Consider the following 15,267-nt stretch of genomic DNA (forward strand, 5'->3'; position numbering starts at 1 on the left):
CCGGTTTAGCCTGGGGCATGAACCTCGCCGTCCCCATTCCCGAGTCCGCGCGGGGCAGCGCCCTGCCACGGACCATCGACCTCAGCTATCCCTCGAACCGCTACGCCGTGGGCGCCAGCGCCGCCAGCGCCCTCGCGGCCCGGCTGCTCGGCGGCAGCTGGCCGGAAGCGGCGCTGGTCGGCGTGAACGCCTTCGCGGCCTGGGCGTGTGCGCGGGAACTGGACCCGGACCACGCCCAGACGGCTACGGTCGCCCTGCCTCTCGCGGCCGCCGCCGCGTGGATGGGCCGCCCCGCGCGTCCCCTGGCGGCCGCAGCGCTGCTCAGCGGCGTGCGGGCCCTGAGCGGCACGACCGGCCGCGTGGACGCTGGGATGGACGTGCCCGTCCTGGCCGGCCTCACCGCCCTGGCCGCCCTGAGCGGCGACCGGGCCGCGGCGCTGCCGGTCGCGGGCGCCGCGGCCCTGACGCCCGGCCTGGAGAAGCCGTGGGTGGCGGCCCTGGCCCTGCTGCCCGGCCTGCGCGTCACCCCCTCCGCGTCCGTGCCGGCCACGCTGGTCGCGCTGGCGGCCCTGCTGGCCGCGCCCCGCCTGGCCGCCCCGGAGTCCGTGACCGCCGAGGCCGATCAGGGCGGCCGGGTGCTGCCCGGCCGGGTCCGGCGCTCGCGGCAGGTGGCGGGCGCCGCCGTGGGCGCGGCGGTGGTGGCGGGGCAGGCCGCGAGCGTGCTGCCGCTGGCCGTGGCGGCCCTGGCGGTGGGCCTGCGCCGCGCGGCCCGCTAAGCCTGAGCCGGGCAGGCGCGGATGAGGACCGTGAGACGGTCGGGCTACACTGCCCCCTGATGCCTTCCGTGCCGCCCGCCACCCCGGACCACCCCCTGGCGCTTCTCGGGTTCGCCCCGGACGCCGCCCGCGCCCTGCGGCAGCTGGGTCTGATCGCCGTGAACGTCCCCACCGACGATCTCACGCACGTCATGGACGCCTGCCGGACCCTGAAATTCACGGGTGCGCTGGTGCACCCGGCGCTGGAAGCGGCCGTGGCCGCCGCGGTCACGCCGGACACCGCGGCGCGCCGGGCCGGGCGGGTGGACGCCGTGGCCTTCAGCGGAACCGCGCACGGCGTGCACACCCTGGCCGACGCGCTGGGTGACACCCTGGGCGACAGCGGCTACGCCCTGCGCGGCGCGAGCGCGCTGCTGCTGGGCCTGGAAGCCGCCGACCTGGGCCGCGGCCTGCCGCTGACCCGCCTGGGCCTCAGCATCGTCGGCGTGGGCGCCGAGACGATTTCCGATGCCGAGCGGGTGCTGCGCGACCTGCCGGCCGGCGTGCGCGGGTACGCCCTGGCCCGCCGCGACCCCAGCGTGCAGAGCTTCGCGGAACGCTGCGACCTGATCGTGGTGACCGGCGGACCCCTGCCGGCCGGGGTGCTCCAGCCCTACCACACGCTCGCCGACCTGACCGGGCAGGCCAGCACCGGCAGCAGCGGCGCCACGGCCCTCGACCTGACCGCGCTGCCCCTGCACCGCCTGTCGCACCAGCTGGCGCACGCCACCGGGCAGCGCTTCCGCCCGGACACGCTTGCGCCGCTGCTGCCGGCCCTACACTGAATCCGGCGCCACCCCCCGCCGACCCCCCCAGCGCCGGGTCAGGTTCCGCCGGGCGGGGTCACGTACACTGACCGCACCATGCAAGCCCGGGGGCATCACGCGTGACCGACCTGGCCGTCCCACCACCGGGCGGCCTCGGACCGCGCCGGCCCGGTCCGGCCCACCTGCCGGCCACTGACCTTGCCGCCCGCCTGGCCGAGGCGGACGGCCTGCTCGTCACCAGCCCCGAGCGCAGCCTGCACCTGGCCTTCCGGGCCCGCCTGGACGCCGCGCGCGCACGGGACACCCGGCAAGAGGCACTCGCCGTGACTCTGATGGGTTACGCGCAGTACCTGCTGGGCCGCCTCCCTGAAGCCCAGGGGCACTTCGGGGAGGCGGCGGAACTGGCCCGCCCGCTCGCGCCGGACCCCGTGCACGCCCGCATCCTGAACGGTCAGGCGCTGTGCTTCATGCGCCTGGGGAACGCCGGTCAGGCCCTGGAATGCCACATGCAGGCCCTGAAACTCTCGGAGAGCCTGGGGGACGACCGCAGCCGGGCGCGCGCCATGAACAACATCGGCGTGATGCTGCTGGACCTGCGCGAGTTCGAGGAGGCGCTGCGCTACATCGAGGACGCGCGGGCCATCGCCGGAACCCTGGGACTCACCGAGATTCACTTCAGCACGTCCATCAACCTCGCGCACACCCTGCAGGAACTCGGCCGCCACGCCGAGGCCCTGGAGCTCAACCGCGCCACCCTCCCGGACGTGCGCGAGGCGGGGCTGCGGGAACGCGAGGCGCTGCTGAACTCCAACCTGTCGCAGAACCTGCTGGGGCTCGGGCAGCACACCCTGGCCCTGGAACACTCGGACGCCGCGCTGGCCCTGCGGGAGGCGGTCAGCGACCCGGAGAACCTGTGCCGCCTGCTGGTGGCCCGCGGCCGGATCCTGACGGCCCTGCACCGTGGCGAAGAGGCCCACGCGGCCCTGGAAGACGCCCTGGCCCTCGCCCGGACGCACAGCATCCGCCGCAGCGAGAGCGAGGCCCGCTGGGCCCTGGCCGCCCTGCTGGACGGCCAGGGCGCCCACCGGGAGGCCTTCGAGCAGCTGCGCCTGCGGGACGCCGCCGAACGGCAGCTGATGCGCGAGATGCTGGAGCGCCGCACCCAGCGCATGACCGCCCAGCTGCAGCTGGAACGGGTGGAACAGCGCGCCCGGGAGATCGAGCAGCGCCGCAAGGAACTGCAGGACGCGAACAACGCCCTGCTGATCACCCAGCAGAGCCTGCAGTACTACGTGCAGCACGACGCCCTGACCGGCCTGAAGAACCGCCCGGCCTTCGAGAATGACTTGCAGCGCGCCCTGGGCGCCGTGACCGGCCTGCCCGGCCAGGCGCCCGGCCAGCAGGTCAGCCTGATCTTCATCGACCTGGACCACTTCAAGGTCGTCAACGACACCCTGGGCCACCCCGTCGGGGACGAGCTGCTGCGGCAGGTCGCCCGGCGCCTGAGCGCGGCCCTACCGCCCGGCGGCGTGGTCGCCAGGCAGGGCGGAGACGAGTTCACGGTGCTGCTCACGCACGGCCCCGGCCAGCCGGACGGCATGACGCTCGCCGCCCAGCTGCAGGGCCTGCTCTCCGAACCCTTCGACCTGGCGGGGCAGCCGCTCGTCCTGACCACCTCGATCGGCGTGGCGGTCGCCCCGCAGGACGGGCACGACGTCGTGACGCTGTACAAGAACGCCGACCTCGCCATGTACGAGGCGAAGACCGACCGCAACGACCTGCGCCGCTACACCCCGGCCCTCAGCGAGGCCGCCCACCAGCGCCTGACCATCGTGCAGGAACTGCGCAGCGCCGTGCAGAGCGGCGAACTGCTGCTGCACTACCAGCCCATCGTGGACGCCCGCACCCTGACCCCGGTAAAACTGGAGGCGCTGATGCGCTGGCAGCACCCGGTCCGGGGCCTGCTCAGCGCCGACCGGTTCATCCGCGTGCTGGAACACAGCGAACTCGCGTACGGCGCGACCCTGTGGGTGCTGCGCCGCGCCCTGACCGACCTGAAACTCTGGCGCCGCCGCTGGCCGCAGCTTCAGGTCAGCGTGAACGTGTCCCCCCGCGACCTTGCCCGGACCGACATGGCCGCCCACCTGCGCGCCATCCTGGACGACGTGGGCCTGCCCGCCAGCGCCCTGGAACTGGAGATGACCGAGTACGCCGCGCTGTCCGACGTGTCCTGGCGCCCCTACACGGCCCTGCTGGAAGAGGGCCTGGGCGTCGCCATCGACGACTTCGGCACCGGGTACTCCAGCATGAGCCGGCTGGCGCACACCCCGGCCCGCACCCTGAAGATCGACCGGTCCCTCATCCAGCGCCTGTCGCCGGAGCCGGAGGACGCCGACCGCTCCGGGCAGATCGTGCGCACCCTGATCACCTTCGCGCACACCTACGGCCTGACCACCGTGGCCGAGGGCGTGGAGGAGGACTGGCAGCTGGCCCTGCTGAGCAGCTGGTACTGCGACCTGATTCAGGGGTACCTGGTGGCCCGCCCCATGGCGGCCGCGCCGCTCGGCGAGTTCCTGAACGACCTGCTGGAACCCTGAGCCTCAGGCGCGGCCGACCACGTCGAAACCCGCGCCCCTCAGGATGCCTGCGGCCTCCTGCACGTCCTCCGGGGTTTCCAGGCCCAGGCGCATCGCCCCGCCGTCCTCGCGGATGGCGAGCACCTCGATGTCCTTGATGTTCACGCCCGCCGCCCCGAGCGCCTGCGTCACCGCGCCGATCTGGTTCGGGCGGTCGGAGATCGTCACGACCAGATCGTGCCTCCGGGGCAGCAGGCTGCGTTTCACGACCGGCAGGCTGTCCCGGGTGCGCTTGCCCTCCTGCGCGGCGGCCAGCAGTTCCTCCGGGTCGTCCAGTTCGGCCTCCAGGCGGTCGAGCTGCGTGCGGAAACGCCGGAGCGCGAGCCGCAGCGCCTCGCGGTTTTCCACGACCATGTCGCGGCTCATGCGCGGGTCGCCGCTCGCTACGCGCGTCAGGTCCCGGAACCCCCCGGCGGCCAGCAGGCTCAGCCGCTCGTCCCGCGCGACCAGATGCGTCAGGGCCAGGCTCGCCAGGTACGGCAGGTGGCTCACGGTCGCCACGAGGTCGTCGTGCGCGCCGGGTGGCATCACCACCGGCGCGGCCCCCAGGTGCTCCACCAGAGCCCGGGCGCGGCTCAGGGCGGTCAGGGGCGTGTGCTCGGTGGGCGTAAGCACCCACACGGCGTTTTCCAGCAGGGCGGCGCGGGCGTGCGCCACCCCGCCCCGCTCGCTGCCGGCCATCGGGTGCCCTGGCACGAAGTTCCGCACGCCCAGCCGGTGCAGCTCGGCGGCGATCGTGGCCTTCACGCTGCCCACGTCGGTGACCAGCGCCTGCGGGTTCAGGTACGGGGCGAGGTCGGCGGCCAGCGGCGCCAGCACGCGCATCGGGGCGGCCAGCACCACCAGGTCCGCCTCGCGCAGCCATTCGCCGGGTGCGGCGCGGATCTCGTCCACCACGCCCAGCGCCTGAGCTTCCCGCAGCGCGTCCAGGCTGGCGTCCACCCCGACGATCCGGCGGGCCAGCAGCCGGCTGCGCAGGCCCAGCGCCACGCTGCCGCCGATCAGGCCCACCCCGGCGATCACGGCCGTGTCGAACAGCGGGGCGGGCAGGCTGGGCGGGGTCGGCGCGGAAGGCGGCTGGGGCGGCATGCGGCACGCTAACACGGCCTGCCGGGGCGCGGCGGCGCGCGGTGTGGACACGCCCGCCGTGGCCCCGGCCGGGCGGGTGCTACAGTCCGGGCCGTGCCGGGTCCCGAAGTGCTGCTGTACGGTCTGCCGCTGGCCTTCCTGGCCGGCTTCATCGATGCGGTCGCGGGGGGCGGCGGGACGATCACGCTGCCCACCCTGTTCTTCATGGGCCTGAGCCCGGCGCAGGTGGTCGCCACGAACAAGCTGCTGGCGATCTTCGGGTCGGGCAGCGCCACGTACCAGTTCTGGCGCAAGGGGAACGTGGAGCGCGCCCTGGTGCTGCGCCTGATTCCGCTGGCGCTGGCCGGCGCGGCCCTGGGCGCGTACCTGGTGCATTTCGTGGACCCGGACAGTTTCCGCACGCTGGTGGGCGTGGTGATCCTGCTGGTGGGCGCGCTGGTGCTGGTGAACAAGCGCTTCGGCACCGAGGACCGCTATCCGGGCCTGACCGCCCGCACCCTGGCGCTGACCCTGCCGGGCGCGTTCGTGATCGGCATGTACGACGGCTTCCTCGGGCCGGGCACCGGGACGTTTGCGATGTTCATGTTCGCGCTGGCGGGCTTCAATCTGGTGAAGTCCGGCGGGAACGCCCGTACGCTGAACTTCGCCACGAACCTGGGCGCGTTCCTGTTCTTCCTGATCGGTGGGCAGATGGTGTGGTGGCTGGGCCTGCCGATGGGCGCCGCGAACGCGCTGGGCGCCACGCTGGGCGCGCGGATGGCGATGCTGCGCGGCAGCGGGTTCGTGAAGGCGGTGTACGCGGTGATCGTGCTGCTGGTGGCCATGCGCCTGTTCTTCGTCCGCTGAGGTCAGGGAGCGGGGCCGGGCGCGTCATGCCCGGCCCCGCTGCTCTGCCCCTCAGGCCAGGAAGGCCCGCATGTCCTCCTGCACGGTGCCGATCCCGGCAATCCCGAAGTTCTCCATGAGCACCTTCGCCACATTCGGGGACAGGAACGCCGGCAGGGTCGGGCCGAGGTGGATGTTCTTCACGCCCAGGTGCAGCAGCGCCAGCAGGACGATCACGGCCTTCTGCTCGTACCACGCGATGTTGTACGCGATGGGCAGGTCGTTGATGTCGTCCAGCCCGAACGCCTCCTTGAGTTTCAGGGCGATCACGGCCAGCGAGTACGAGTCGTTGCACTGCCCGGCGTCCAGCACGCGCGGAATGCCGGCGACGGTGCCCAGGTCCAGCTTGTTGTAGCGGTATTTCGCGCAGCCGGCCGTGAGGATCACGGTGTCCTGCGGGAGTTCCTGCGCGAAGTCGGCGTAGTAGCTGCGGCTCTTGAAGCGGCCGTCGCAGCCGGCCATCACGAAGAACTTGCGGATCTGCCCGGTTTTCACGGCGTCGACGACCTGATCGGCCAGCGCGAGCACCTGATCGTGCGCGAAGCCGCCCAGGATCTCCCCCTCCTCCAGCGGGGTGGGCGCGGGGCAGCTGCGGGCCTGGGCGATCAGCGCACTGAAGTCCTTCTCGCCGCCCGGCAGGCGGTCCGGGATGTGCGTGGCGCCGGGGTACCCGGAGGCGCCGGTGGTGTACATGCGGTCCAGGTAGGTGTTCCCGGCCTTGAGCGGCACGATGCAGTTCGTGGTGAACAGCACGGGCCCGCCGAACGCCTGAAAGTGCGCGTTCTGCTCCCACCACGCGCCGCCGTAGTTCCCGGCGAAGTGGGCGTACTTCTTGAAGGCGGGGTAGTAGTGGGCGGGCAGCATCTCGCCGTGGGTGTACACGTCCACGCCGGTGCCCTCGGTCTGCCGCAGCAGGTCCTCCAGGTCCCGCAGGTCGTGCCCGGTGACCAGGATGCCGGGGTTGCCGCGCACGCCGATGTTCACGCGGGTCGCCTCGGGCTTGCCGTAGGTGCCGGTGTTCGCGCGGTCCAGCAGGGCCAGGGCCTTCACGCCGTACTCGCCGGTCTTCAGGGTCAGGGTGATCAGGTCGGGCACACTGTGGGGCTCGGTGGTGGCCGCCAGGGCTTCTTCCACGAACGCCTCGATGGCCTCGTCGGTGTGACCCAGGTTCCAGGCGTGGTCGTAGTACGCGGCGAGCCCCTTGAGCCCGAACAGGATCAGGGAGTGCAGCGAGCGGACGTCCTCGTCGGCAGTCATCAGGAAGCCGGCGCGGGGCGCGAAGGCCAGCACGTCCTCCCGGCTGTCCACGAGGAAGGTGGCGCTGCCGTGCGGAAGGGTGCGGCCCAGCTGGGCCTGCAGGGCGCCGCGCAGCCGCAGGCCCTCCTGGACGCGGCGCAGGATGACGTCCTCGTCGAAGTTGGCGTTGGTGATCGTGGCGAACAGCGACTGCGTGAGGTACAGGCCCACGGCAGGGTCCACGGGGAGCCGTTCGGCGCGCAGGGCCCGGGCGTACAGCGCCACGCCCTTGCAGGCGTGCAGCAGGACGTCCATGGCGCTGGAGAGTTCGTCGGTCTTGCCGCACACGCCAACCAGGGTGCAGGCGACGCCCTTGCTGGCCTCCTGACACTGGTTGCAGTACATGGGGGTGGGGGCGGGGATGGTGGGGTTCAGGGTCATGCGCGGGCCTCCTGGGATGCCCCCGGCCGGTTCCGTGAAACCGGATGCGAGGGTCCACTTTCTGTCCGCGGGGAGGCTATCCCGGCCCGCCCGCGTGTGGAAGGGCAAGTATCCCGGCCCGGGCCACCGCCCGCCCCGGACTGTAAGCCCGGCGCCACGCCCCACCCCGCCCGCACGGCAGACTGCCCCCATGACCACCCCAGACCCACAGACCCCCCAGGCCGGCCGGACCGAACAGGCGATCCTCGCCGGAGGCTGCTTCTGGTGCACCGAGGCCGTCATGCAGGACGTGCGCGGCGTCCTGAAGGTCGAGAGCGGCTACATCGGCGGGCACACCCCCACCCCCGACTACCGCAGCGTGTGCAGCGGCCAGACCGGGCACGCCGAGGCCGTGCGCGTCACCTTCGACCCCGCCCAGGTCAGCTACGAGGACCTGCTCGGCCTGTTCTTCGCCACGCACGACCCCACCACCCTCAACCGCCAGGGCGCCGACGTCGGCACCCAGTACCGCAGCGCCCTGTTCCCCCTCACGCCCGAACAGGACGCCGCCGCCCGCCGCATGATCGCCGACCTCACCGCGCAGGACACCTTCGGGCGGCCCATCGTGACAGGCATCGAACCGGCCGCGACCTTCCACGTCGCCGAGGCCTACCACCAGAACTACTACGCGAACAACCCGAACCAGGGCTACTGCATGGCCGTCATCGCTCCCAAGGTCGCCAAGCTGCGCGCCCACTACGCCGACAAACTCCGCCGCTAAGGCCACTCACAGCAGGACAGGGCCGGGGCAATGCCCCGGCCCTCCCGTCATTCCGGATTCGGTGCTCCGGGCTCAGTGCGCGGCGGCCGCGTGCTTCTTCGGCAGGAAGCGCAGCACGGTGGTGATCACCGAACCCACGAACCACCCGAACAGCAGCGAGCCCAGCGTTTCCACCAGCCACTTCACGAGCCCCGGCGCGACCGGCGTGGCCTCCTCGGCGGCGTGCTCCCAGTCGTGCAGGATGTGCACCGGCTCGTGCCAGCCCAGCGTGTCCAGGCCCACCAGCAGGATGTGGCCGCCCACCCACAGCATCGCGGCCGTGCCCACCACGGACAGCACGGACAGCACCTTCGGCATGCCCTTCACGAGCGCGCGGCCCAGGGCCTGCCCACTACCGGTGCGGGCGTTCGCCAGTTTCAGGCCCAGGTCGTCCATTTTCACGATCAGGGCCACCACGCCGTACACCAGCGCCGTGATCATGATCGCCACCACGACCAGGATCGCCAGGCGCGACCCGAACGGTTCACCGGCGACCTCCGCCAGGGACAGCGCCATGATCTCGGCCGACAGGATAAAGTCAGTGCGGATCGCCCCGGACACCATCAGCTTCTCGTGCTCGGGTGAGCCGATCGCCGCGGCCGACTCACTGTCGTCGCCGTGATGCTCGCCGGTCAGCGCCTCGTGGATCTTCTCGGCGCCCTCGAAGCACAGGTACGCGCCACCCACCATCAGCAGCGGCGTCAGCGCCCACGGGAGGAACTGGCTGAGCAGCATGGCGGCCGGCAGGATGAACACCAGTTTGTTCCGCAGCGACCCCAGCGCGATCTTCTTGATGATCGGCAGCTCGCGGTCCGGCGTGAACCCCTGCACGTACTGCGGGGTCACGGCCGTGTCGTCCACGACCACCCCGATCGCCTTCACGCCGGCCTTCCCAGCCGCCGCACCGATATCGTCGATGGACGCCGCCGCCAGCCGCGCGATCACGGCCACGTCGTCCAGCAGGGCCACCAGCCCGCCACTCACGCCAGGCCTCCCCGCGGGGCACTTCTCTTCTCATGTCCGGACAGATTCACCCGCCCAGGGTAGCAACCGGGAGCGGACCCGGCAGCCACACGTCCTTCATGCCGCGCGCGTGGGCGGACCCGGCCGCGGGGCGTCCGGTATGCTGTCGGGCGTGAGCAGTGAACGGCAGGCGACCGGCGACCCCCCGCACGACGACGCGACCCCAGCGGCCGGCCGCGCCGCCGTGCGCCTCCTGCAGGGGTACGTGTGGCACCCCCGGGACGCGGAGATGGACCTCGACACCTTCCTCCCGCGGGAAGTGGATCTCCCCGCCCACTCGGGCACCACCGAGACGGACCCGGAGCCCGCGCGGGTGCTGTGGGACGAGGTGACGCCTCCCTTCGCCTTCTTCGAGAACGGCGAACCCACCGCCAGTCAGGCCTTCTACCAGTTCACGGTGCTGCGCGTGTATGAGGTCCGCCCCGGCAACGACGCCCTGCACGCCGACGCCCAGGAGGTCAGTGAACTGCTGGGGCCGCTGCTGGAGGCCACGCCGCAGGGGGTGGGCTGGCAGGTCTGGGAGGACCTGCGCGACCTGTGACCGCCTCCGGCCTGGACTGGCTGGACCTGCGCGTGGCGGACGATCCGCACCCGCGGCGGTTCAGCAGTGAGGCGTCACTGCGCGCCTACCTCCTGAAAGTCGAGCGGCTCTCCCCGGACGCCGTGATGGACCTGCTCGCACACGGGGAGCTGTCCCCGCCGGCGGTGCGCCGCGAGTACCGCGTGGACCGGCTCGCGCCGGCCCCCCGCACCCCCTGACCGTCAGGCGTCCAGCGTGTCCAGGCCCTCCAGGCCTTCAAACAGGCCGCGCAGCGGGAACGCGGGCAGCGCCGTGCGGGTGCCGCCCAGGCTGAAGTGCTCGACGCCCAGCATCTGCGTCTCCATGGCCTGCCGCTCCTTGGCGCTCATGCGGCCCATCAGGCTCTGCTCGCCCATCTGCGTGCCGTGCGCCGCCAGGGCCGCCTTCTTGTTGCCGGCGTAGGCCCGCACGTCCATGCGCACGGCCACCGTGCCGTCACTCACCCCGTACAGCTGCGGGTCCAGATTCTGGCCCATGCGCGACAGGCCCTGCGCGGCCGCGGCGGTCAGGGCCGTGTAGTACAGGCGCTGCGGCCCGCCGCCCGGCAGGTGCCCGGAGCTGAAGTAGGCCGCGGTGGCCGCCCGGTGAATCTGAAGGTGGTCGATGTGGCCGTACGCGCCGTGCGGATCGAAGGTCACCAGCACGTCCGGCTCCAGCTGCGCGATCACGTCCCGCACCCGGGCCTCCACGTCCAGCACGCTGGCGTTCATCAGGGCGCGCGGGTCGTCGTGCCGGGTGCGCTCGAAGCGGCCCGAGTCGTGGAACCCCAGGAACACCGGTTCCTCGATCTCCAGGGCGCGGCAGGCGTCCCGGAGTTCCTGCTCGCGCTGGGCGCCCAGGTCGTCCACGGTCATGCCGGGCACCGTGATCTTCCCGGCCTCGCCGCGCGTGGCGCAGGCCACGACCACCCGCACGCCCCGGCGGGCGTAGTGCGTGAGCGTGCCGCCCACCGAGAAGGCCTCGTCGTCCGGGTGGGCGAACACGGCGAGCAGCGTGGGGGGGCGGGTCCGGGCGTCGGTCATCCCGGGAGTTTACCCGTCAGTGCCCGCCGCGCCCGCTTCCTGCGCCTCCAGTCTCAGGCCGCGGGTGTGAAAGTCCCACAGGGCGTCCGGCCAGGTCTGGTAGATCAGGCGGCGGTTCACGGCGTCGGCGGCCTCCAGCGCGGCGCCCAGGTGGCGGTAGAAGCGGCTGCCCTGTTCCTGCATGGCCCGCGCGGTCCAGTACGGTTCGGAGGCGAGGAGGGTGGCGAGGCGCTCGTCGGCGGTCATGCCGTCCACGATACCCGCCGGTCCGGCGCTGGCCCTCTGCTACGCTCCGCGCATGAGTGCCGAGACCCGCGGGGAGCGCCTGCCATGCCGACCGTGATCGCCGTGACCTCCGAGAAGGGTGGCGTGGGCAAGAGCACCCTGGCGGTGCACCTCACGGCCGCGTTCGCCGGGCGCGGCCTGAACGCCGCCCTGATCGACGAGGACGGCCGGGTCGGCAGCAGCCGCCGCTGGGCGCAGCGTGCGGAACAGGTCGGCCAGCCGCTGCCCTTCCCGGTGTACGAACCGGACGACGTGAAACCGAGGAAACTGGCGGACCTGGACGTGCTCGTCATCGACACCGAGGGACGCCCGAAACGCCGGGATCAGCGCGCGCTGGCCGGCCGCGCCGACCTGATCCTGGTGCCCAGCGGCCCCAGCCCCCTGGAACTGGAGGCCACGCTGGACCTCGTGGACTACCTGCACGAGCACGGCAGCGGGCGCGGCGCGTGCCGAGTGGTGCTGACGCGCGTTCCTGCGGTCGGCCAGGGGGGCGAGGCCGCCCGCGAGGACCTGCGGGACGGCGGGGTGACCGTGTGCAACACCCTGATCCGGCAGTACGCGGCGTACACCCGCGCGGCCGAGCAGGGTGGCCTCGTGCGCGACCTGCCGGACCCGCGCGCCCAGGCGGCCTGGGGGGACGTGCTCGCCCTGTCCCGGGAGCTGCAGTGACCCCCCCCGGAGGCCGCTGAGATGGCCCGCTTCGACTACCTGGAAGGCAAGAAGCGCCGCAGGGACGCCGGGCCGGGCGCCGACGAGAAGCTGGAGGCCGTGTACCTGCGCCGCGAGACGGTCCGGGCGGTGTGGCGCCAGCTGCGGCGGGACAGGGCCGCGCCGGGCGGTGGGCGGCCCGAGGAGAGCGTGAGTGAACTCGTGGAGGACCTGCTGGTCCGCTGGCTGCGGGAAAGGGAGCGGGACTGACGTGCGCGCGGAAGCGTCCGCAGGCGTGCAGCGCGCGGGCCGCTGGGTGGGCGCCCTGGTGGCGCTGCTGCTGGCCGGTCCGTCCCTGCTGGCCCCGGCGGATTTCCACGCGCTGGACCACGTGAACCTGATCTTTCACGAGGCCGGGCACATGCTGCTGATGCCCCTGGGCGAGACGGTGATGCTGCTGGGCGGCAGCCTGATGCAGCTGCTGGTGCCGCTGGCCTGCGGGGCCGCCTTCCTGACCCGCGGGGACCGCTACGCCGCCGGCCTGATGGGCGTGTGGGCCGGGCAGAGCCTGGCGAACGTGAGCGCTTATGTGGCCGATGCCCGGGACCGTGCCCTGCCGCTGATCACCGGCGACCCGGACACGCACGACTGGTGGCAGCTGCTGGGCGGGTGGGGGGCGCTGGACGCCGCGCCGGGCCTGGGTCGGCTGCTGCTGGCGCTGGCGTTTGCCCTGGTGGTGGGGGCGGTGCTGCTGGCCCTGTGGGGCGACCTCAGCGAGCCGGTGGGGGAGGGGAGGGGCACGTGACCGGGCCGGTGCGGGTGGGCCGCTACGCGCCGAGTCCGACGGGCGCCATGCACTTGGGGAATGCGCGGACGGCGCTGCTGGCGTGGCTGCATTCCCGGGTGGTGGGGGCGCGGCATCTGCTGCGGTTCGAGGACCTGGACCGGGGCCGGGTGCGGCCGTGGGCGTACGACGTGCTGCGCCGGGACCTGGAGTGGCTGGGTCTCACCTGGGATGAAGAATATATCCAATCGAAGCGACTTGACCTGTATGCCAGTGCTCTAGAACACCTCCCCACCTACCCCTGCACCTGCACCCGCCGCGACATCCAGGCCGCCATCCAGGACAGCGCAGGTGCCCCCCACGGCACCGAACCCGTGTACTCAGGCACCTGCCGCACCCGGCCCAGCCACCCGGACCGGCCGGCCGCCCTGCGCTGGCGCGTGCCGGACCTCACCGTCTGCGCCCAGGATCTCTACCGCCAGGAAACCCTCTGCCAGCACCTGCCGGGCGAGGTGGGCGACCTCGTGCTGCGCCGCAACGACGGCGTGTACGCCTACCACCTCGCCGTGGTCGTGGACGACGCCGCCATGGGCGTGACCGACATCGTCCGCGGCGCCGACCTGTGGCCCGCCACGCCCCGCCAGATCGCCCTGCAACGCGCCCTGGGCGCCCCCACGCCCGCGTACCTGCACGTGCCCCTGATGAACGACCACGCCGGCCTGCGCCTCGCCAAGCGGGACGGCGCGCCCCCGGTGCGGGCCTACCGGGAGGAGGGCACGCCACCGGGCCGCCTCCTGGCCGAGCTGGCCCGCAGCCTGGGCTGGACGGTGCCCGACGAGGTGACCGCCGCCGACCTGCAAGGCCACTGGCGGGCGGAACTGGCGGACCGGGGGCTTAGCCCACCCAGTTCCTGAAGGCGGCCTTCATCCTGCCGCTCTCGTCTGCCGCTTGTCTAAGACGCGTCAGGCGCGCGTGCGGGGCATTCACTAGGCTTGGCGATCATGACCTTCGAGCTCCCCCAGTTTCCGTTGCCGGACGGACGCGGCCGCTACGGCCGCTACGGTGGCCGGTACGTGCCGGAAACCCTGATTCCCGCTCTTGACGACCTGGAACGTGCCTACGCCGAGGCCCGCCAGGACCCGGCCTTCCTGAACGAACTGCAACGCCTCCTCAAGGACTTCGTGGGCCGGCCCAGCGGCCTGTACCTCGCCGAGCGCCTCACCGCGCACGCCGGCGGCGCGAAGATCTACCTGAAACGCGAGGACCAGAACTACACCGGTGCCCACAAGATCAACAACTGCCTCGCGCAGGGCCTGCTGGCCGTGCGCATGGGCAAGAAGCGCGTGATCGCCGAGACCGGCGCCGGACAGCACGGGGTCGCCAGCGCCACCGCGGCCGCGCTGCTGGGCCTGGACTGCGTGGTGTACATGGGCGAGGAGGACATCCGCCGCCAGGCCCTGAACGTCTTCCGCATGAAGCTCCTGGGCGCCGAGGTCCGGCCCGTGACGAGCGGCACCGGCACCCTGAAGGACGCCACGAACGAGGCGATCCGCGACTGGGTCACGAACGTCCGCGAGTCCTTCTACATCCTGGGCAGCGTGGTCGGCCCGCACCCCTACCCGGCGATGGTCCGCGACTTCCAGAGCGTGATCGGTGAGGAGGTCAAGGTGCAGCTGCAGGCGCTCGAGGGCCGCAGCGTGCCGGACGCCATCGTCGCCTGCGTGGGCGGCGGCAGCAACGCCATCGGCATCTTCGCGCCCTTCGCGTATCTGCCGGAGGCCGAGCGGCCCCGCCTGATCGGCACGGAAGCTGCCGGGCACGGCGTGGAGTCCGGCCTGCACGCCGCGAGCGTCGCGGGCGGGCGGGTGGGCGTGCTGCACGGCGCGATGATGTACCTCCTGAACGACGACGAGGGCCAGATCGTCCCGCCGCACAGCATCAGCGCCGGCCTGGACTACCCCGGCATCGGCCCGGAGCACTGCCACTACAGCGACGCCGGCATTGCGTCGTACGTGCCCGTCACGGACGCGCAGGCCATGGAGGCGCTGCAGCTGTGCACCCGCCTGGAAGGCATCATTCCCGCGCTGGAAAGCGCGCACGCCATCTACCACGCGGTGGAACTGGCGGCCGGCATGCGCCCGGATCAGGTGATCGTGGTGAACCTCAGCGGCCGCGGCGACAAGGACGTGGCCGAGGTGATGCGCCTCCTGGACGCGGCCCGGGAAGCCGCGCCTGCCGGGGTGAGCGCGTGAGCGCC

At 72.6% G+C, this 15,267-nt stretch carries 17 protein-coding genes; 12 read left to right on the forward strand and 5 right to left on the reverse strand.

Going from position 1 to position 15,267, the window contains the following annotated elements; translation table 11 throughout:
* Positions 1–17 precede the first annotated feature (17 nt).
* From DFI_RS06630 to DFI_RS06640, 3 genes are all read left to right on the forward strand, one after another.
* Positions 18–776, forward strand: coding sequence for a hypothetical protein (locus tag DFI_RS06630; RefSeq protein WP_051307650.1), 759 nt, complete (start codon positions 18–20; stop codon positions 774–776).
* 59 nt (positions 777–835) lie between these two features.
* Complete coding sequence (locus tag DFI_RS06635; protein ID WP_027462607.1) at positions 836–1,600, forward strand: hypothetical protein; 765 nt, start codon at positions 836–838, stop codon at positions 1,598–1,600.
* A gap of 101 nt (positions 1,601–1,701) precedes the next feature.
* A complete protein-coding gene (locus DFI_RS06640) occupies positions 1,702–4,179 on the forward strand; it encodes an EAL domain-containing protein (protein WP_051307652.1) in 2,478 nt (825 codons plus the stop codon).
* A 3-nt stretch (positions 4,180–4,182) separates the two neighbouring features.
* Here DFI_RS06640 and DFI_RS06645 read toward each other — a convergent pair whose 3' ends face one another.
* Positions 4,183–5,307, reverse strand: a complete 1,125-nt coding sequence (locus DFI_RS06645) for a prephenate dehydrogenase (RefSeq protein WP_022802097.1) — start codon at positions 5,305–5,307, stop codon at positions 4,183–4,185.
* 93 nt (positions 5,308–5,400) lie between these two features.
* On the opposite strand from DFI_RS06645, the gene DFI_RS06650 reads away from it, so the two are divergent.
* A complete protein-coding gene (locus DFI_RS06650; RefSeq protein ID WP_027462609.1) occupies positions 5,401–6,153 on the forward strand; it encodes a TSUP family transporter in 753 nt (250 codons plus the stop codon).
* A gap of 51 nt (positions 6,154–6,204) precedes the next feature.
* Here the strand turns inward: DFI_RS06650 and hcp are convergent, their stop codons facing one another.
* Entirely contained in the window at positions 6,205–7,869 is a 1,665-nt protein-coding gene (gene hcp / locus DFI_RS06655; RefSeq protein ID WP_211235348.1) for a hydroxylamine reductase, read from the reverse strand.
* Between the two features lie 190 nt (positions 7,870–8,059).
* Here hcp and msrA point away from each other — a divergent pair, with 190 nt between their 5' ends.
* A complete protein-coding gene (gene msrA / locus DFI_RS06660; RefSeq protein WP_027462611.1) occupies positions 8,060–8,629 on the forward strand; it encodes a peptide-methionine (S)-S-oxide reductase MsrA in 570 nt (189 codons plus the stop codon).
* Between the two features lie 72 nt (positions 8,630–8,701).
* Here msrA and DFI_RS06665 read toward each other — a convergent pair whose 3' ends face one another.
* Positions 8,702–9,652: a DUF808 domain-containing protein gene (locus DFI_RS06665; protein WP_027462612.1), complete on the reverse strand. Its 951-nt coding sequence runs from the start codon at positions 9,650–9,652 to the stop codon at positions 8,702–8,704.
* A gap of 151 nt (positions 9,653–9,803) precedes the next feature.
* Here DFI_RS06665 and DFI_RS06670 point away from each other — a divergent pair, with 151 nt between their 5' ends.
* Both DFI_RS06670 and DFI_RS06675 read left to right on the forward strand, forming a co-directional pair.
* Entirely contained in the window at positions 9,804–10,232 is a 429-nt protein-coding gene (locus DFI_RS06670; protein ID WP_244940341.1) for a DUF3208 domain-containing protein, read from the forward strand.
* Positions 10,229–10,450 carry a hypothetical protein gene (locus DFI_RS06675; protein WP_244940342.1) on the forward strand — a complete coding sequence of 74 codons (222 nt, stop codon included), beginning with the start codon at positions 10,229–10,231 and terminating at the stop codon, positions 10,448–10,450. Before DFI_RS06670 ends, DFI_RS06675 begins: the two co-directional genes overlap by 4 nt.
* Positions 10,451–10,453: 3 nt before the next feature.
* Here DFI_RS06675 and DFI_RS06680 read toward each other — a convergent pair whose 3' ends face one another.
* Together DFI_RS06680 and DFI_RS06685 are read right to left on the reverse strand one after the other, a co-directional pair.
* Positions 10,454–11,293: a PIG-L deacetylase family protein gene (locus DFI_RS06680; RefSeq protein WP_027462615.1), complete on the reverse strand. Its 840-nt coding sequence runs from the start codon at positions 11,291–11,293 to the stop codon at positions 10,454–10,456.
* Between the two features lie 9 nt (positions 11,294–11,302).
* On the reverse strand, positions 11,303–11,539 hold the full coding sequence (locus DFI_RS06685; RefSeq protein WP_027462616.1) for a hypothetical protein: 237 nt from the start codon (positions 11,537–11,539) through the stop codon (positions 11,303–11,305).
* 84 nt (positions 11,540–11,623) lie between these two features.
* Here DFI_RS06685 and DFI_RS06690 point away from each other — a divergent pair, with 84 nt between their 5' ends.
* From DFI_RS06690 to trpB, 5 genes are all read left to right on the forward strand, one after another.
* The gene (locus DFI_RS06690; protein WP_027462617.1) at positions 11,624–12,247 is read left to right on the forward strand and encodes a ParA family protein; all 624 of its coding nucleotides are present in this window, start codon (positions 11,624–11,626) and stop codon (positions 12,245–12,247) included.
* A 21-nt stretch (positions 12,248–12,268) separates the two neighbouring features.
* Entirely contained in the window at positions 12,269–12,496 is a 228-nt protein-coding gene (locus DFI_RS06695; RefSeq protein ID WP_027462618.1) for a hypothetical protein, read from the forward strand.
* A gap of 1 nt (position 12,497) precedes the next feature.
* The gene (locus DFI_RS06700; protein ID WP_051307655.1) at positions 12,498–13,031 is read left to right on the forward strand and encodes a hypothetical protein; all 534 of its coding nucleotides are present in this window, start codon (positions 12,498–12,500) and stop codon (positions 13,029–13,031) included.
* 47 nt (positions 13,032–13,078) lie between these two features.
* A complete protein-coding gene (gene gluQRS, locus DFI_RS06705; RefSeq protein WP_051307658.1) occupies positions 13,079–13,924 on the forward strand; it encodes a tRNA glutamyl-Q(34) synthetase GluQRS in 846 nt (281 codons plus the stop codon).
* A gap of 87 nt (positions 13,925–14,011) precedes the next feature.
* Positions 14,012–15,262, forward strand: coding sequence for a tryptophan synthase subunit beta (trpB, locus tag DFI_RS06710; RefSeq protein ID WP_043777663.1), 1,251 nt, complete (start codon positions 14,012–14,014; stop codon positions 15,260–15,262).
* The last annotated feature ends 5 nt before the right edge of the window (positions 15,263–15,267 follow it).

Source organism: Deinococcus ficus (assembly GCF_003444775.1).
Classification (GTDB): Bacteria; Deinococcota; Deinococci; order Deinococcales; family Deinococcaceae; genus Deinococcus; species Deinococcus ficus.

Coding starts and splice junctions, on each gene's coding strand:
- DFI_RS06680 (WP_027462615.1), bottom strand. CDS start 11,293: ATGACCGACGCCCGGACCCGCCCCCCCACGCTGCTCGCCGTGTTCGCC.
- gluQRS (WP_051307658.1), top strand. CDS start 13,079: ATGCACTTGGGGAATGCGCGGACGGCGCTGCTGGCGTGGCTGCATTCC.
- DFI_RS06635 (WP_027462607.1), top strand. CDS start 836: ATGCCTTCCGTGCCGCCCGCCACCCCGGACCACCCCCTGGCGCTTCTC.
- DFI_RS06630 (WP_051307650.1), top strand. CDS start 18: ATGAACCTCGCCGTCCCCATTCCCGAGTCCGCGCGGGGCAGCGCCCTG.
- DFI_RS06685 (WP_027462616.1), bottom strand. CDS start 11,539: ATGACCGCCGACGAGCGCCTCGCCACCCTCCTCGCCTCCGAACCGTAC.
- msrA (WP_027462611.1), top strand. CDS start 8,060: ATGACCACCCCAGACCCACAGACCCCCCAGGCCGGCCGGACCGAACAG.
- DFI_RS06690 (WP_027462617.1), top strand. CDS start 11,624: ATGCCGACCGTGATCGCCGTGACCTCCGAGAAGGGTGGCGTGGGCAAG.
- hcp (WP_211235348.1), bottom strand. CDS start 7,869: ATGACCCTGAACCCCACCATCCCCGCCCCCACCCCCATGTACTGCAAC.
- trpB (WP_043777663.1), top strand. CDS start 14,012: ATGACCTTCGAGCTCCCCCAGTTTCCGTTGCCGGACGGACGCGGCCGC.
- DFI_RS06645 (WP_022802097.1), bottom strand. CDS start 5,307: ATGCCGCCCCAGCCGCCTTCCGCGCCGACCCCGCCCAGCCTGCCCGCC.
- DFI_RS06695 (WP_027462618.1), top strand. CDS start 12,269: ATGGCCCGCTTCGACTACCTGGAAGGCAAGAAGCGCCGCAGGGACGCC.